The organism is Paenibacillus cremeus (assembly GCF_007786445.1).
Classification (GTDB): Bacteria; Bacillota; Bacilli; order Paenibacillales; family NBRC-103111; genus Paenibacillus_G; species Paenibacillus_G cremeus.
Genome location: NZ_VNJI01000001.1, coordinates 36,935 through 54,676 on the forward strand (window position 1 = coordinate 36,935; position 17,742 = coordinate 54,676).

Here is a 17,742-nt window from a genome sequence, read left to right on the forward strand (position 1 = left end):
TGAGCGACATTTTTCGCTTATCGGACAACACAATAATCCCGTATCCGCATGCTATAGTTAATTTAACCGATCATATCTGCTCGATAAATAACCATAGGGGGATATTAGAATGCCAAATAAGCCGGGGTTAAAAATGTTGCTGTGTGCCTTAACTGTAACTGTTCTTGCAAGCGGTTGCAACGCCGGGGGGAATCCGACTCCGAAGGCCGAGGAGGCTCCAAGCAAGGCGAGCAGCGAGCCTGTGACGCTGACGATTTTTACCGCGCAAAACTCGGTGTACGCGGACGAAAGCGGCTTTGACAACGAGGTCGGACAGTACATCAAAAAGAAGTTTCCGAACGTGACGATTAAGCATATTCACAAAGGGAAGGGGCAGGACTACCCGGACCTGGTCGCCGCAGGCACGATTCCGGATATCGTTCTGGAGTCGAGCAGCAACATTTTGCCGAAAATCAAAGAATTCGATCTGGCCAGCGACATGACGGATTTAATCAAAAAGTATAACTTCGATCTCGGCAGGCTGGACGAGGCTGCGCTGATGCAGGTGAAGAACTCCAATCCGGATGGCCAGCTGTACGGTCTCCCGTTTACGCTCAGCAATATTATCATGTTCTATAATAAAGATGTGTTGGACAAGTTCGGAGTGCCTTATCTGAAGGACGGAATGACATGGGATGAAGTGTACGAGGTGGCCAAGAAGCTGACCCGCACGGTGGACGGCGTCGCTTACAAAGGACTGTCCGCCCATCCGGGCGTCATGATGACCTACAACCAGCTTTCGCTGACGCCGCTCGATCTGAAGGAGAATAAAGCGGCCATTTCGACGGATGCATGGAAGAAGCTGGTTGAAAATTTCAAGCGCTTCTATGAAATTCCCGGCAATGAATATACGAATATCGACGATTTTCCGAAGGGGCAAATGGCCATTGGAGTGCATGTCGCCGAAAAAGTCAGCAGCTGGTACAGTGCGAATAAGGATTTGAAGTTCGATATCGTTTCTCCGCCATCCTTCAAAGAGCTTCCGAACACGGGCATGCAGCCGAATACGTATTCCTGGTTTATTACCAAAAATTCGAAGTACAAAGACCAAGCCTTCCAAATCATTCAGTATTTATTATCGGATGAGGTGCAATCGGAGCTGTCCAAGAACGGCATCATATCTCCGCTCAAAAGCAAGGCGGTCCGGGAGCTATACGGCCAGAACCTGGCTCAGCTGAAGGGCAAGAACACCGGTGCCGTTTACTATAGCAAAAATGCGCTTCCTCCGGCTCCTCGGGCAGCAGGTCTGGTCGTCTACAGCGTCAATACGGGTAAAATATTCGACAACATCGCCAAGAGCGGCATGGATGTGAACACATCTCTTCGATCGGTGGAAGAGGAGTCCAATCAAGCTATTCAGCAGCTGCTGTCACAAAAGAAATAGGGTTCCGCATGCGCACCGGCTCTCGTCCCGTAAGGGAAGGGAGCCTTTTTTTACGCCTTCTTGGAGAGATGACAGTTTTGTATAATTTAAAGCCAGTTCTCGCTCTAGAGCGTGGAAGCCTTTTCACTTACTATCTTAAGTAGCAACTAAAGCTAGTGCTGACGATAGAAGAGAGGGTGGTTGTACTGATGCATCCAGAGAGTAATCGCCATGATTTGCGCTTGCCGGATTGGGGGCCTTACACGAAAAAATATATCGGCATTTCCCACATCGCAAGCCAGCAGCAGGGGGTTCGCTTCGATCTGAGCGTATTCCCGGGGTTTTACCGTAGAAAGGTTGGGGTGCCCAGCGTCATGTGGGAATCCGACTATCACCCTTGGGAGGCGGCGCCGGATCTGTCCTATTATACGCATCGGCACGAGCTGGAGTGGAAGGACCGGGTATACTCGGATATCTCGTTCGTGCGGATGGATGCGAATCGGAATTTGATCCGGTGCGACCTGGTCAACAACACGGACACGAAGCAAAATGTCGTGCTGCATTACATGGCGTCCGTCCATTTTCCCGCGGTGAAGGCGCATGGCGATCCGATGGAATTGATTGAGGTGCAGGGACTCGGAGGGGCGGTTTGGGTCGATGCGTTAGACTATGAGGAGCTCGAATTTGCGGTGAAGCGGCCGGATGATCATTTGGTCTACGACGGCTTTTATCGCGGAGAGGAGCGGGTTTCCGGCTTTGTTAATGCGTCGGGCCTCGGCAAAGGCTTCGGTAAAAATAAAGGGGATCGCGTCAAGTACAAGGTGCGGGTGCCCGGAGCTATACAGGATGCCGTTCTAGTTATCCGATATCAGATGGAATCGGGCGGAAAGCTGGAGCTGGCGATGGAAGGGCTGGCCGTTGCGTCAATTCAGCTGGCGGGCAGCACCGGCATGAACAGCTGCCGCATGGCCCTGGGCTCGATCGGACCGGGTGAATACGAGCTGGAGCTGGTGTCCTCGGGCGGAACGCCGCTTATCCTCGACGGTCTATTGATCGCCGAGCAGGAGCGTCATGAGCAGATCCAGTTCAGGGCGGTAGGCTGGGAGCCGCGTCCGGACAAACAGCCGGGCCCGGTGCCGAACAGCTTGATTTTATCCTATAAAAACTGCGATCAGGTCTATGGCATGGTGTGGCTGTTCGATAACTACGAAATTCGCGAATACCACGGCAAAGATCTGGATCTGTCGCTCCGGCACAATGTCCATCATCATGTTCATAGCAGCTTTTACAGCCCTGGCCAAGGTCACTATACGAACGTGTATATGCGGCCGATTGCTCTGGAGGGAGAAACCAGTAAGCGGCTGTACGGCATGGTTTGTCATGGGGCGATCGATGAGGTGAAGGCATTCCTTCAAGCGTTTGCCAGCCGCGAGAATGACGCCACTTGTGAAACCAGGTACCTGGAGAGCAAGTCATCCAGCGCCATTCAGCCGGTGAACCCGTCCGGGGAAAAATATCTCTTCGGCCTCCAGCGATTGGCAGCGACTACGCTGACGAACGTCGTGTTTCCGGTGTATACGAAGCGCTCGTTTATCAAGCACTATACCCCCGGTCGATGGTGGGACAGCCTGTATACATGGGATTCCGGCTTTATCGGACTCGGGCTGGCGGAGCTGAGCATCGACAGAGCGATCGACAGCCTGCAAACGTATTTGACCGAGCCGGGCGATCCGCAAGCGGCCTTCATGCATCATGGGAGCATGGTTCCTGTGCAGCACTACCAGTTTCTGGAGATTTGGAACAAGACGCAATCGCTCGAACTGCTGCAAAGCTACTATGCGAGCTTGAAGCAATACTACCAGTTTTACTGCGGCCATCACGAGGGCTCTACGATGAAGCCGTTTCAATCGAATCTGCTCAATCCGTGGGACTACTTCTACAATTCCGGCGGGTGGGACGATTATCCTCCCCAAGTGCATGTGCACCGCAGCGGGCTGAAGAAGCAGGTTGCTCCGGTTATCAATACGGCGCACGGTATCCGAATCGCGAAGATACTAAAAATGGCAGCAAAAGAGCTGGGCCTGCTGGAGGATGTGGAGCTCTACGATCAAGACATCGAGCTTTTGTCACAAGCGCTGCAGCAGCACGCCTGGGACGAGTCCGCCGGCTTTTACGGCTATGTGTGCCATAACGAGCAGGGCGAGCCCGAGGGGATTTTACAATACAACAATGAAGTCAACTACAATATGGGACTCGACGGTGCGTATCCGCTGGTGGCAGGCATTTGCGATGCGCGTCAGACCGAGCTGCTGCTGGGTCATTTATTCGATGAGGAAGAGATTTGGAGCCCGATCGGCTTATCCGCGGTTTCACAAAAGGCCCCGTACTACAATATTGAAGGGTACTGGAACGGAACGGTGTGGATGCCGCATCAGTGGTTTTTCTGGAAGACGATGATCGATCTGGGGCGCTTGGATCTGGCCTATCAGATCGCCGAGACGGGCCTTGAGGTCTGGGAGCGGGAAGTGCGCGAGAGCTATAACTGCTTCGAGCATTTTATTATCAAAACCGGGCGGGGCGCAGGCTGGCATCACTTCGGCGGACTATCGAACCCGGTGCTGAGCTGGTTTAACGCCTACCATCGTCCGGGCACGCTGACGTGCGGCTTTGATGTATGGATGAAGCTGACCGAGGTTCAGCCGGACCATACCCAGCTGACCGCGACGCTGCAGTATGAGGGAGGGCGCGAGACGTTCAGCTTGATCGCGACGATGAGCCCGGAATGCCGCTATGAAGCGCTGTGGAATGGGGAGCAGGCTGCGATCATCTCGAAGGGAGACGGCGTGCTCCATCTGGAGCTGACCGCACCGGCTAAGCAGAACGAGCCTGGGCAGCTCATCATCCGAGCGGTCTAAATGACAGTTTTGTACGATTATTTGCCAGTTCTCGCTCTAGAGAAGTCTTAAATCTGTCTTATAATTAAGCTATCAGCTTGTAAATTCGCTTTATGATAGGGCATCCATGTAAACGCTATCAAGGGCGATGTCCGAATGCTGGGTCAATGAGATATATATCATGGGAGGTTGATTGGAAATGAAAAACGTTCGAAAAACAGCCATGCTGACCGCTGCAGTGCTGCTGGCAGGCAGCGCGGCGGGATGCTCTAACAATGCCGCTCCGGCTGGGTCGACAGGCTCGGCAGGCACGTCTTCGACTTCATCCGCACCACAGGCGCCGGTGGAATTAAGCGTGATGTTCTATACTTCCGCCAATATCCAGATTTCTCACGATAACAACGAGGCGATTAAATTCCTCGAGAAGAAGTTTAACGTCAAATTGAACGTCATGGACATTCCAATCAACGATTACACAACCAAGCAGAACACGATCGTCGCCTCCGGAAGCATGCCGGACGTGATGGTGTGGAACGCCTTCCCGGAAGCCGCACTAGCCGGCTACATTAAGCAAGGCGCGTTCATGCAGCTGGATAAATATATTGACGCCGCACCAAACTTGAAGAAATATCCGCAGGCCATTTGGGACAACGTGAAGACTGACGGTCATTTCTATATCATTCCGCGCGTGCGTCCGCTGGTAAGAACAGGTGTGTATATCCGCAAGGATTGGCTCGATAAGCTCGGTCTGCCGATTCCAAAAACGACGGATGACCTGGCGAAGGTTGCGATCGCGTTTGCACAGAACGATCCGGACGGCGACGGAAAAGCGAATACCTACGGTATCGTGACCGATGCAAAGATGGGCAACCTGAATCCGATTTTTGCCGCCTTCGGGGCAGGGAACGGATGGCTTAAGGGATCGGATGGCTCGCTGGTCAACTCCTATATTACCCCAGGGACGAATCAGGCGCTTCAATATTTGCGGAACCTGTATGAGAAGGGCGGCCTGAGCAAAGACTTTGCCGTACAGCAAGGGAATGCAAGAAAAGAAATTCAAAGCGGCAAAGCCGGTATCATGGTTGAAAGCTACATTGTTGACTATGCGCAGGACATCGCGGCCCTGAAGAAGGTCGATCCGAAGGCGGAGCTTGTCTATATTGATCCTCCGGTCGGGCCGAGCGGAGTCAGCGGCTACTATGCGGGCTCCGGTAATGCGGGAGGCTGGGTTGTTCCGGCAACGACCAAGCCTGAGAAGGTCAAGAAGCTAATGGAAATTATGGACTGGGAAGCCAGCGACGAAGGCTACAAGTTTAACAAATACGGCCTCGACGGCATTCACAGCACCAAAGCTGCGGACGGCACGATTGCAACGAACGAGAAATATATTTCCGATGACATCAAGGAATTGATCATGGTTTCCCCATATGACGTCTACAGCTATACCGATGGCGGCGCGCCTGCGGATATCCAGAAGATCCAACGCGATGCGCTGGATAAGATTAAGGATAAAGGCATCGCCAATCCAGTGCCGAACTTTATATCGCCGACTCAAATTCAGAAGAACGAAGATTTGAACAACAAGCTGAGATATGACTACTTCATCCGCATCATTACTGGGCAGCTGCCTACATCGGCCTTCGACGAGTTCGTGTCCAAGTGGAAATCCGGCGGCGGAGACCAAATTACGAAGGAAACCAACGACTTCGTGAAGGGCGCAAAATAAGCTAAAACTTAAAATTTAAGACAGCATCCTCACGGTTACTCTTGCCTCAAGCGGATCATGCATTGGGGCAGGAGTAATTGGTGGTATGGGGGGACAAAAATTATGGATCAATATTCAGTGCAGCCCCGTGTGAAACCATTGGCAGAGAAAAAGACATCCGGACGCAGCAGATTGGCCTCCATCTTTTTGGATTGGGACCTTTACTTGCTTGCCCTTCCCGGCATCGTCTACTTTCTGATCTTCAAATATTTGCCCATGTGGGGCATTCTGATCTCGTTTCAAGAATACAGCCCGTTCTTAGGGTTCTGGAAGAGCCATTGGATCGGCTTCAAAATGTTCCAGGATTTGTTCGCGTACGACCACTTTTGGGAGCTCATGCGCAACACGGTGCTAATCAGCTTCTATCAGCTGGTGTTCTTTTTCCCGGTGCCGATCATTATTGCCTTAATGCTGCACGAGGTTTCGCGCCCGTTCTTTACGCGGCTGGTGCAAACCATCATTTACCTGCCGCACTTTATTTCCTGGGTCGTTATCGCTTCGATCACGTTCGTGATGCTGTCGGGCAACGGCGTGGTCAACCATGTCATTGAAGCGGCGGGAGGCAAGTCGATTAATTTCCTGTCGGCTCCGGAAATGTTCCGGACGCTCATCGTGTCGCAGGACATTTGGAAGGAAGCAGGCTGGGGCACGATTATTTATTTGGCCGCACTGGCTGGCGTTGATCCGCAGCTCTATGAAGCCGCAGTGATGGACGGAGCCAACCGCTGGAGACAGATGTGGCATATTACGCTGCCGACGATTCGAAGTACGATTATTATTTTGTTCCTGCTGCGTCTGGGTCATATTCTGGATGTCGGCTTCGAGCAAATTTTCCTCATGATGAACAGTTTGGTGCGCGGTGTGGGCGATGTGTTTGAAACGTTCGTCTATCAGAAGGGTCTCGTTGAAGGGCAGCTGAGCTTCTCGACCGCCGTCGGCTTATTTAAATCCGTGATCAGCCTCATCGTGGTGGCGATTGCGAATTGGCTGGTGAAAAAGGCCGGTGAGGAAGGGATTTATTAAACCGGGATATGCAAAGGGGGGGACAGCATGATTCGAAATCGAGGGGCAGCCAGCCGAGTTTTTGATGGAGCCAACTATGTAATATTAGCAATACTCGCGTTAGTGACCTTTCTTCCCTTCTACTATGTTATCGTCGCTTCGATGTCGCCGATCAAGCAGGTGTTGACGGAGAGCGTGATCTTGTGGCCGGAGAAGTTTGACTTCACGGCGTACCATATGATTCTAACGACGCCTTCCTTTATTCGGGCGCTGTTTTTCACGATTTATGTGACGGTGATCGGGACGTTCATCAATATGCTGCTGACGGCTACACTAAGCTATTCCTTATCGAAAAAGCGCTTTCGCGCGCGCAAGGTCATTCTGATGCTCATCGTGTTTTCCATGATGTTCAGCGGAGGGCTTATCCCTACCTATCTGGTTGTTAAAGGGATGGGCATGATCAACACCTTCTGGGCTTTGGTCATCCCGGGTGCGATCAGCGCGTTTAACTTGATTGTCTTGAAAAACTTTTTTGCCAGCATTCCGGAAGCGCTCGAGGAGTCGGCCCGGATCGACGGGTGCAGTAATACCGGGATTTTTGTGCGGATCGTGCTGCCGCTGTCGCTGCCAGCGCTGGCCTCGTTTACACTGTTTTATGCGGTGGGCAACTGGAATCAATTTTTCGCTCCGATCATGTATGAGAATAACTCCCGGTTCTGGACGGTACAGGTGGTGCTGAGACAGCTCGTCATCATCGGCGACTCCACAGGCTACGGGCAGACGGACGACTCCAATAAAACGGCGTTTCCCGAAACGCTCAAGTATGCGGCCATTATTGTGGCTACGCTGCCGATCCTGCTGTTCTATCCGTTCCTGCAGAAGTATTTCGTCAAAGGGGTTATGCTCGGTTCCGTAAAAGAATAGCGGTTGTAAAAAAGAGAGCTTCTGGGAAATTTCCAGCAGCTTTTTTGTTGAGCAATTCATTCTAAATTCTAAATTCTAAGGCAGGTGCTTACGGTGACGCTGCAAAAAGTATGGAAAATCTTATTAGCTGTGCTGATGGTGCTAGGGATGCTTCCGGCAGTAGGTCCTACCACCCCAATCGCTCAAGCGGCGGGGATGGATGCGGTGTATTTGAACGAGGATTTTAGCAGTACCGTCGGGTTTCCGACGGGGAGTGCGCCGAGCTTTACCGACTGGTCCTCACAGGGAAACGGTACGCCGGATCGAAATTATTGGACCAATATTACCACGGGCGGTACGGTGACGGTGGAAAATAGGCCAGGCAGTGCGACCGATCGCAGTGTGAAGCTGAATCGAACGGTCAGTGATGCGAACAGTGTGGAATCGACAGTTGATTTTCGAAGTCAGCCGCTGAGCGGGATGGTGACGGTCGAAGCTGACGTGATGTCCAGCTCGCTGACCGGGACACAGGTGTTTTATATATATAATGCGGGTGCTCCTTCGGTTTCGACGATCGTGAAGATCCAGCTAACTGGTGGACAAATTAAGGTGAATTACGGTGGTACGCAAACCGCCTTGAATAATTTTAACTTAAACACCAGTCAATGGTATAACATGAAAGCGGTCATTAATACTTCGACTGATACTTATGACTTTTATATCGACGGCACAAAATGGGTATCGGGGCAAGCGCTGGCCGCTCCGTCCGGCGGTACGGTGGGCGAGGTCACGTTTAAAATGGGCTCGGGCGGTAACAAGGGGACGTTTTACTATGATAATTTGAAAATTTCTAAGCCGGTTCCCTCCGCTACCGTAACTGGCCTGGCTTTCGACTCCGTCACGTATAACGTGTATGCAGGCGATGTTAAGAACACGGTGGTCAGTGCGGTTTATTCTGATAACAGCACACAAGTAGTCACCACCGGAAACACGTTCGCGTCCTTGGATCCAAGCATTGCATCGATTGACGCGGTGACTGGGACCATTACAGCCCGCAACCCGGGGACTACGCAAATCTCCGTGACCAACAGCATCTACGGCACGCCGGGAACAGCGACGGTTGTTGTCAGTCCCGCGTCTGCAACAGCGGTTAACGACGATTTTAACAGCATGACTACTGGCTCGGCACCGACCGGCTGGACCGGCATTATCACCTCCGGGGCAGGCGCCGTGTCTGTCAAGGACGTTCCTTCGGCCGCCGACAAGAGCTTGGCGCTGAGCGTAACGAACGGCTCCGATGCTGCTGAAGCGCACCGAACGTTTAATGGACTCACCGGCAAGGTGGCCATTGAAGCTAAGGTCATGACGACCGGATCGCAATTCAGCGTCGCGCCTTATATCATTAACAACAATAAGAAGACATTCCTAAAATTCGGACTTCGCAACGGCTATATCGGAGCCTACAACAATAAAACGATCAATACGGTGCCGTTTGTCGCCGGGCAATGGTATACGATCAAAATCGTCATCAATACGAATGCCAATACCTATCATCTGTGGGTGGACGGGGTGCAGCAGCCGATCGATAGCGCCGATCTGATTACCCCTTTTGATGCGAGCAAAAATAATACGAGCATTACCGAGGTGTATTTTAAAGCGGACAATACGGGCTCACAAGCCAATTGCTATGTCGATAATCTGAAGGTGTACACGCTTCCGGCGGGATCGATTAGCGGGATCAACTTCGACAACTCGGCGTACAGCCTCTATCCAGGGGATAGCGTGAACGCTGTAGTGAATTCGCTGGACACCGATGGAGCCATAACGAATGTGACGAACGGCAGCACGATTACGTCGCTCAATCCTGCGGTGGCAACAGTGGATGCCGCTGGCAAGCTAACGGCCGTCGGCATAGGAACTGCACAGCTAAGTGCGTCCTACACCGTAGGTCAAGACGTATACCAAGCCACCTCCAGCGTGACGGTAAAACCTCTGCCTGCATTGCAAGCGCCTCAGCAGCTGAGTGTTGGAACCGTAAGAAGCACGTCCATTGGCTTAAACTGGAACGCTGATCCGAATGCAAGTCTGTACAGTGTCTATAGAGCGAATGTGGGCTCCGGACAGTACAGCTATATCGGCCAATCCCAGCCGGGCGTCGCCGCTTATATCGACAATAACGTGAATCCGAGCACGTCGTATGACTATAAGGTTTCCACCGTTTTGGTAACGCCTGGCAAGCAGGTCATTGAATCGGGGCAAAGCGGTAAAGCTACCGCGGTGACGACGGCACCGCCGACCAATTTCCCGGCCCCAGCGGCTGCGTATACCGTATATGACGGCTTTAACGGTGATCCTACGAACGGGGCGCCGGGCGGATGGACCACGGACACCTCCGGCGGAAACGTAAACGTGCAAGAAGTGCCGTTCCCTGCCGACAAGAGCGTCACCATCTCCAAAATCGGCACGTCCAACGCGGCAACCGCGTCACGAACGTTCACTCCACTTAACGGCGTTGTGACCATGGAGGCCAAAGTCAAGGCCATGGACCTCACCGGAACCAAGGCGATCCCTTCGATATATGATAGCCAAGGGAATCTGCTGGCGGCTATCGCTTTTAAAGACAGTAACATCGTTTACAGCAATCGCGGCACGCTGATCAATGTCGTTACAGTCAACGCCGACAAATGGTATATCGTTCGAGCGGTGCTGGATACAAGAGCACAAACCTATGATCTTTACATCGACGGCATGAAAAAATTTAGCGCCATTCCGTTCCTGACGCCTGCTTCCGATGTAGGCAAGCTCGTGTTCGGCATCGATCAGGGCAATAAAGGCACCATCGTATTCGACAATGTTAAAGTATACAGCCAATCCACACTCATCGGAGGACCGCCGGAGCCGGTATATGATGTAAGAAGCTACGGCGCTGTCGGAGACGGCACAACGATGGACACGGCTGCGATTCAAGCGGCCGTCGAAAAGGCTGCGGGCACCGGCGGATCGGTTTACCTGCATGACGGCACCTTCCTGTCCGGGATGATCCAGCTGCGGAGCAATATGACGCTGTATATCGATGCTTCCGCCACCTTAAAAGGAAGCACCTCCGCTGCGGACTATCCGGATACGCACCCGCTGACGTATAACACGCAAATCGGGGTTACTTCCAATACAAACAAGGCGCTCGTGTATGCCGAGAACGTCGAAAATGTCAGAATCGACGGAGGAGGCACCATTGACGGCAGCGGCGATGCCTTTACCGCTCCTAGCGGAACCGAGCATACACGGCCGATTGCGATTTATGTCGTCATGAGCAGCAACGTCACCGAGCAAAACATTTATATTAAAAAATCAGGCATGTGGACGGTCGTGAATGCCGAAACGGATTATTTGACGATCCGTAACATCTATCTGGACGTAAGGCTGTTAAGCAACCGGGACGGCTTCGATATTCTGGACGACTGGCATGTGCTGGTTGAAGATGTGACGGTGAACACCGGCGACGACGCCATTTGCATAAAAAGCGGAAAGCGTCGCGGCGTACAGGATGTGATCGTCAGAAATTCCAATATTACCGCTTCCAATACGAATGGCTTAAAATTCGGAACCGCCAGCTACGGGGCTTTTAAAAACGTAAGCTTCGTAGACAACATGGTCAAGGGAGTCAAATATTGCGCGATGTGCGTAGAATCCGTGGATGGGGCGGACGTTTCTAATATTAGCTTCCAGCGGATCGATGTGCAGGATGCGGGCAACCCATTCTTCGTCATACTGGGCAAGCGAAGCGACCGGGCAACCAAAGACGACTCGGCCAAGCCGGGAACCATGAGCGGCGTCACCTTCCAGGATATTATCGGCAAAAACCTGAACACGACATGGGGCTCTCCCATCACAGGGTCGAATATGTCGGATGGTACCAAATACAGGCTGCACAATATCAGCTTTACCAATGTCAATATGACGTATAAAGGCGGAAAAACCTCCATCCCTGCTGAACCGGCGGAATATGCGATCGGCCAGTATCCGGAATCGAATATCTTTAGCGATCTGCCGGCGTACGGCTATTATGTGAGGCATGCCGACAACGTCACGTTTACGAACGTTACGACCGATGTCTCTCCATCGGATGCTAGAAGCGCGATGGTGATGAATGATGTCAGGGATACACTGCCGCCGTCGGCGCCAAACCTGTCAGTGACCGGAAAAACGCAGACCTCCGTCACGCTGAGCTGGAGTGCATCCAGCGATAATACGGGTGTAGCAGGGTATGCTTTGTACAAAAACGGAGTGGCTGTGCCGGATGTTGTTCAAACGGTGGACAATTCGGTATACAGTGCCACGGTAAACGGCTTGACGGCCGGTACGACGTATGACTTTACGGTCAAGGCCTATGACGAAGCGGGGAACTATTCCGCAGACAGCAATCTCATCAGCGTGAAAACGGTGGATTTAAGCCAGGATGCCGATCTGAGTAACCTTGTAATCGATCAAGGGACCTTATCTCCTGTGTTTGACAAGAATACAACGAATTATTCCGCCGTTGTTGGCAATTGGGCAGCTCAAATGACGATCATTCCGACGCTGCATGCTAGCGATGCGACATTGAAGATTAACGGAACGAGCACCGTATCGGGCGCCACCTATACTGCGCTGCTGTATACCGGAACGACGACGTTCAGTATTCAGGTCACGGCGCAGGATGGCACAACCAAAACCTATTCGCTTGCGGTCATTAAGCCAAGTGTAAGCAGCCATTCGGATTCGGGCACTAGCGGGTCGTCACAGACCGGATCAGCGGACGGAAAAGACACAGCCTCTGCACCAGGAGTCCAAGTCTCCGTCGATAAGTCCACCGGAGCGGCCAAAGCGGAAATTGCAGCGGACGCATTGAAAAATATTTTGGATAAGGCAGTGGCGGACAGTCGAGGAATCAAAAAGGTAGAGATTCAAGTACCGCAGACAGAAGGGGCCAAAGCCTATGAGCCTGCTATCCCGGCGAGCTTTGTTAATAACGCCAGCCATGACCAAACGATCGTCATTAGGACGCCGTTAGCAGCCGTCCAGCTGCCCGGCAATATGCTGAGCACCCTGAATGTACCATCGGCCTCCAGCGTATCCATTCCTCTCCAATGGGTGGATAAAAGCTCGATCAGCGACGCAAAGCTGAAGGATAAAATCGGTGATCGGCCGATTCTGGACATTCAGCTCAAGATTGACGGCAAGCTGGCGACGTATAATAATCCCGAGGCGGGAGTTGCCATTTCGATTCCATATAAGCCGACGCCAGCGGAATTGAACGACCCTGATCATATCATCATCTGGTATATCGACGGGAACGGCCATGCGACGAAAGTGCCGAGTGGAAGCTATGATTCGAAAACAGGCATGGTAACGTTCCGAACCACTCATTTCAGTACGTATGCCGTCTCGTACGAGCAGAAGACGTTTACAGACCTAACCGATTATGCGTGGGCGAAGCAGCAGATCGAAGCGCTGGCTTCCAAAGGCATCATTAATGGAACATCGGAGGATGCCTTCTCACCGTCTCGATCCATCACGAGAGGAGAATTCTTGGCGCTGCTGGTCAGAACGCTGGGGCTTACCGCAGACGTTAACGACAACTTCAGCGATGTTGGCAAGGACGATGCATACTACCGGGAGATTGGTATTGCAAGGAAGCTCGGGATCAGTGAGGGGACGAGCGACAATAAGGTCAATCCGTTGGTGCCTATCTCACGGCAGGATATGATGGTGCTAAGCGCAAGGGCACTTCAGCTGATACATACTCCGGGCTCGGGCGTGAGCCTGGCTACGTTCACCGATCAGGCGGAGATCGCTTCCTATGCTGTCGATAGCATCGCTGCCATGGTTCAGGCGGGCCTCGTAACCGGTGACGGAAGCAGGTTGAATCCGCACGGGGAGACGACAAGAGCGGAAGCGGCCGTGCTTATGTACAGGTTGTATCATCGAATGTATTAATTTGTAATCAAATTGAAATCCGCCTAACATGATTCATTAATAAAGTAAGCCTATAATAAGTCTCAACCCCCCTTTTTCTTATATATAGCTAAACCCCATGGCCCGTTGCTGTGGGGTCCTTTTTTTAAGTAAGGGACGGGGAAGGGAGCCGCCGAAAGGAGCAGGGAGATGAAGTTTGAGCTGAATGAAGCGATGGAGGTACTGGAGAGGACGCCGCAAGCCTTGGAGCAATTGATCGGTGGCTTATCCGCGGAATGGCTGAGATGTAATGAAGGGGAAGGCACATGGAATGTAACGGAAGTGATCGAGCACCTCATCGAAGGCGAGAAGACAAACTGGATCCCCCGGCTGAAATTTATTTTGCAAGAAGGGGAAGGGAAGCCGTTTCCGCCCTTTGACCGGTTCGCGCACTTACGTGAACAAGCGGACACGACGATGGAACAAAAGCTGCAGGAGTTCAAAGCGATCCGGCGGCACAATGTGGCCCAGCTGAAGGAGTTGGTCGATCCGGCACTGCACCTGGAGTTAACGGGTCTGCACCCTACGTTTGGCGCTGTGAAGGTCCGAGAGCTGATTTCCACGTGGGTCGTTCATGATCTGACGCACACGGCGCAAATCGTCCGGGTCATGGCCGAGCGATACCGCACGGATGTGGGGCCTTGGATTCAATTTTTGGGGATATTGAACAAGTAGGATTTTACTCTATACCACATTTAATGATACAATTGGTATCAAAGTGTAGAGTGAATGGAAGTGGAGCTATGCGTTATTTTGCCGTAATCGGATGGGCCGTGATTCTGGGTGTACTGACGTGTGACCTTAGCTTAAATGGTCTGTTTTATCGACAGGCCATTCACTTTAGCATCAATCCCCATCCAGACTTTTTCGAGCTCTTTAAGCTGGATTTACGTTTTGTACACTCTCATTGGACGATTATCAAGCTAGGGCATTTTATAGGCTTCGCCATCATGGATGCCCTGCTCTGGAATATGACGAGAAAACGAGGCGCATCTGCGCTGCTCTCGATTGCCTTCGCCGTCTCCACCGAGATCTTACAGCTGTATTTCAACCGTGACGGAAGGATCTATGACATGCTCATTGATTCTGCGGGTGTGCTGGCTTCATACTATATCCCGTTAATTCATCGAATGGTATTCGGTAATTACGCAAAATCGTTCCATAAATAAATCGCTGCAGCTGCCCCTGAGGGGGTATTTTTTTTGCCCTTAAATTAATGGGATTAAATTTCGAATCATGGTGTATACATGTACTGTGATACAAATTGAGTCTCTATTAGTGAAAACGCTTTCAACCAACTTCGAGCAAACCGGTGTCTACAGCATTCTGTCGAAGGGGGGCTGGCGCATGCAGTTCCAATTAACGGAGGAACAGGAAATGATTCGGGCCATGGTGCGGGATTTCGCCAAACACGAGATCGAGCCTACGGCAGCGGCGCGGGATGAGGAGGAACGGTTCGACCGGGCGATTTTCGATAAAATGGGCGAGCTTGGACTAACCGGCATCCCGTGGCCGGAGAAATACGGGGGGCTGGGCGCCGATTTTTTGACCTATGTGCTGGTCGTGGAGGAGCTGTCCCGCGTGTGCGCGTCGACTGCGGTGATGCTCTCGGTGCACACATCGCTTGTCGGGTGGTCGATCTACAAGTTCGGCACGGAGGAGCAGAAGCTGGCGTATCTGAAGCCTATGGCGGAGGGGAAAATTCTTAGTGCGTACGGGCTGACTGAGAGCGGCTCGGGCTCCGATGCGGGGGCGATGCGGACGGTCGCAGTCCGGGACGGGGACGACTATGTGCTGAGCGGCTCCAAAATTTTTATCACGAGTGCCGGCGAGGCGGAGCTGTATCTGGTGTTTGCGCTGACCGATCCGGCCAAGAAGCATAAAGGCTGCAGCGCGTTCTTGATCGAGAAGGGTACTCCGGGCTTCAGCTTCGGGAAGAAGGAGAAAAAGCTCGGCATCCGCTCGTCCCCGACGATGGAGCTGATCTTCGATCAGTGCCGCATCCCGAAGGCGAACCTGCTCGGGCAGGAGGGCCAAGGCTTCAGCATCGCCATGATGGGGCTGGACGGCGGGCGGTGCGGCATTGCGGCGCAGGCGGTGGGCATCGCCCAGGGCGCGATGGACGCTTCGATCGCCTACGCGAAGGCGCGCAAGCAGTTCGGCAAGCCGATTGCCCAGCAGCAGGCGATTGGCTTTAAGCTCGCGGATATGGCAACGCGGATTGAAGCGGCTCGACTCTTGACCTACCAGGCGGCCTGGCGGGAGAGCAATGGCCTGCCGTATGGGAAGGAGTCGGCTTTTGCGAAGCTGTTCGCCAGCGATACGGCGGTGCAGGTGACGGTGGAGGCGGTGCAGGTGTTTGGCGGCTACGGGTATACGAAGGATTTCCCCGTGGAGCGCTATATGCGTGATGCCAAGGTGACTCAAATTTATGAGGGCACGAACGAAATCCAGCGGATTGTGATTAGTAAGCTTTTGCTTGCTGATGGGTGAAGATGCGCTGAAGTTGCGCTGAAGTTGTACTGAGGGGAGAGGGGATGGCCCATGAGCGAACGTTACCAGCCTGGTCTGGAAAATGTGATTGCCAGCGAAACCGGTATTTCGTATCTGGATGTGGAAAACGAGGAGATTGTGCTGCGGGGCTATGACTTGATGGAGCTGGCCCGAACCGTCACCTACTTGGACGTGGCCTGCTTGCTGCTCGATGGGGCGCTGCCGACCGCGGCTGAGCGCGATGTGTTTGAGGAGCGAATCAAAGCGGAATACGCCTTCCCACCGCAGGTGATGTCGATGCTGCAGCTGCTTCCGAAGGAGTCGCACGTGATGGATGTGCTGCGGACCGGCATCTCAGCCTTGGCCAGCTTCGAGGAGGGGCAGGAGCTGGAGGACCGCTCGAAGGCGGCGAACACGCGCAAAGCGATTCGGCTGCTCGCCAAGGTGCCGCAGATTGTGGCGGGAGGGTACCGGGCGATTACCAAGCAGCCGATTATTAAGCCCCTGGAGTCGCTTTCGTATACGGCGAATTTTTTGTATATGATCACGGGCAGTGTGCCGACTCCGATGGAGGAGGCGGTCTTCGACCAGTCGCTCATCGTCTACAGCGAGCATGAGATGCCGAACTCGACGTTCGCTGCGCGGGTCATTGCCTCTACGCAGTCGGATATTTATGGCGCTTTGACCGGCGCGGTCGCTTCTTTAAAGGGAACGCTGCACGGCGGCGCGAACGAAGCGGTGATGAAGATGCTGCTCGAGGCAGGCTCGGCGGAGGCGCTCGAAGCGCTTATGCTGCAGAAGCTGGCGCGGAAGGAGCGGATCATGGGCTTCGGCCACCGCGTGTACATGAAGAAGCCGGATCCTCGCGCGATGCTGATGAAGGAAGCGCTGGAGACGCTTGCGCAGGATAAAAATGAGCCGGAGCTGTACCAGATGTGCGTCGTCGGAGAGCAGGTAATGAAGCGGGAGAAGCAGCTGTACCCGAATTTGGATTATTACGCGGCACCAGTGTATCATTTGCTGGGCATTCCGATCGATCTGTTCACGCCGATTTTTTTGGCGGCCCGGACAATTGGCGTCAGCGCGCATGTGATCGAGCAGCATGAGCACAACCGGCTGTTCCGGCCTCGGGTGCTGTATAATGGGCCGCGCAATTTGCATCCGGAGAAGGGCTAAGGAAGGTGCTGCGGGAAAAAGGTCGTCGTAGCGGATGAGCCGTCCCGCATAAAGTAGTGATGTGGAAGGCCTCGCTGATGCGGCTGCGTTGGTGGGGCTGTTTCTATCGACGT

General features: G+C 53.0%; 10 protein-coding genes. All 10 read left to right on the forward strand.

Features of this window, described 5'->3' with window-relative positions:
• Positions 1-109: 109 nt before the first annotated feature.
• Positions 110-1,423, forward strand: a complete 1,314-nt coding sequence (locus FPZ49_RS00165; RefSeq protein ID WP_144842329.1) for an ABC transporter substrate-binding protein — start codon at positions 110-112, stop codon at positions 1,421-1,423.
• A gap of 188 nt (positions 1,424-1,611) precedes the next feature.
• Positions 1,612-4,317 carry an MGH1-like glycoside hydrolase domain-containing protein gene (locus FPZ49_RS00170; protein WP_144842330.1) on the forward strand — a complete coding sequence of 902 codons (2,706 nt, stop codon included), beginning with the start codon at positions 1,612-1,614 and terminating at the stop codon, positions 4,315-4,317.
• 178 nt (positions 4,318-4,495) lie between these two features.
• A complete protein-coding gene (locus tag FPZ49_RS00175) occupies positions 4,496-6,022 on the forward strand; it encodes an extracellular solute-binding protein (RefSeq protein WP_144842331.1) in 1,527 nt (508 codons plus the stop codon).
• Positions 6,023-6,124: 102 nt separating this feature from the next.
• A complete protein-coding gene (locus FPZ49_RS00180; RefSeq protein ID WP_144842332.1) occupies positions 6,125-7,084 on the forward strand; it encodes an ABC transporter permease in 960 nt (319 codons plus the stop codon).
• Between the two features lie 27 nt (positions 7,085-7,111).
• Complete coding sequence (locus tag FPZ49_RS00185) at positions 7,112-7,987, forward strand: carbohydrate ABC transporter permease (RefSeq protein ID WP_144842333.1); 876 nt, start codon at positions 7,112-7,114, stop codon at positions 7,985-7,987.
• A gap of 93 nt (positions 7,988-8,080) precedes the next feature.
• Positions 8,081-13,942, forward strand: a complete 5,862-nt coding sequence (locus FPZ49_RS00190; protein ID WP_144842334.1) for an S-layer homology domain-containing protein — start codon at positions 8,081-8,083, stop codon at positions 13,940-13,942.
• 168 nt (positions 13,943-14,110) lie between these two features.
• Positions 14,111-14,635, forward strand: a complete 525-nt coding sequence (locus FPZ49_RS00195; protein ID WP_144842335.1) for a DinB family protein — start codon at positions 14,111-14,113, stop codon at positions 14,633-14,635.
• Between the two features lie 68 nt (positions 14,636-14,703).
• Entirely contained in the window at positions 14,704-15,129 is a 426-nt protein-coding gene (locus FPZ49_RS00200; RefSeq protein WP_186445522.1) for a VanZ family protein, read from the forward strand.
• 178 nt (positions 15,130-15,307) lie between these two features.
• Positions 15,308-16,453: an acyl-CoA dehydrogenase gene (locus FPZ49_RS00205; protein ID WP_144842616.1), complete on the forward strand. Its 1,146-nt coding sequence runs from the start codon at positions 15,308-15,310 to the stop codon at positions 16,451-16,453.
• A 51-nt stretch (positions 16,454-16,504) separates the two neighbouring features.
• Positions 16,505-17,629: a citrate synthase gene (gene mmgD, locus FPZ49_RS00210; protein ID WP_144842337.1), complete on the forward strand. Its 1,125-nt coding sequence runs from the start codon at positions 16,505-16,507 to the stop codon at positions 17,627-17,629.
• The last annotated feature ends 113 nt before the right edge of the window (positions 17,630-17,742 follow it).

What these genes read in the sequence shown, in the direction of transcription:
- FPZ49_RS00165 (WP_144842329.1), top strand. Translation starts at nt 110, where the DNA reads ATGCCAAATAAGCCGGGGTTAAAAATGTTGCTGTGTGCCTTAACTGTA.
- FPZ49_RS00170 (WP_144842330.1), top strand. Translation starts at nt 1,612, where the DNA reads ATGCATCCAGAGAGTAATCGCCATGATTTGCGCTTGCCGGATTGGGGG.
- FPZ49_RS00175 (WP_144842331.1), top strand. Translation starts at nt 4,496, where the DNA reads ATGAAAAACGTTCGAAAAACAGCCATGCTGACCGCTGCAGTGCTGCTG.
- FPZ49_RS00180 (WP_144842332.1), top strand. Translation starts at nt 6,125, where the DNA reads ATGGATCAATATTCAGTGCAGCCCCGTGTGAAACCATTGGCAGAGAAA.
- FPZ49_RS00185 (WP_144842333.1), top strand. Translation starts at nt 7,112, where the DNA reads ATGATTCGAAATCGAGGGGCAGCCAGCCGAGTTTTTGATGGAGCCAAC.
- FPZ49_RS00195 (WP_144842335.1), top strand. Translation starts at nt 14,111, where the DNA reads ATGAAGTTTGAGCTGAATGAAGCGATGGAGGTACTGGAGAGGACGCCG.
- FPZ49_RS00200 (WP_186445522.1), top strand. Translation starts at nt 14,704, where the DNA reads ATGCGTTATTTTGCCGTAATCGGATGGGCCGTGATTCTGGGTGTACTG.
- FPZ49_RS00205 (WP_144842616.1), top strand. Translation starts at nt 15,308, where the DNA reads ATGCAGTTCCAATTAACGGAGGAACAGGAAATGATTCGGGCCATGGTG.
- mmgD (WP_144842337.1), top strand. Translation starts at nt 16,505, where the DNA reads ATGAGCGAACGTTACCAGCCTGGTCTGGAAAATGTGATTGCCAGCGAA.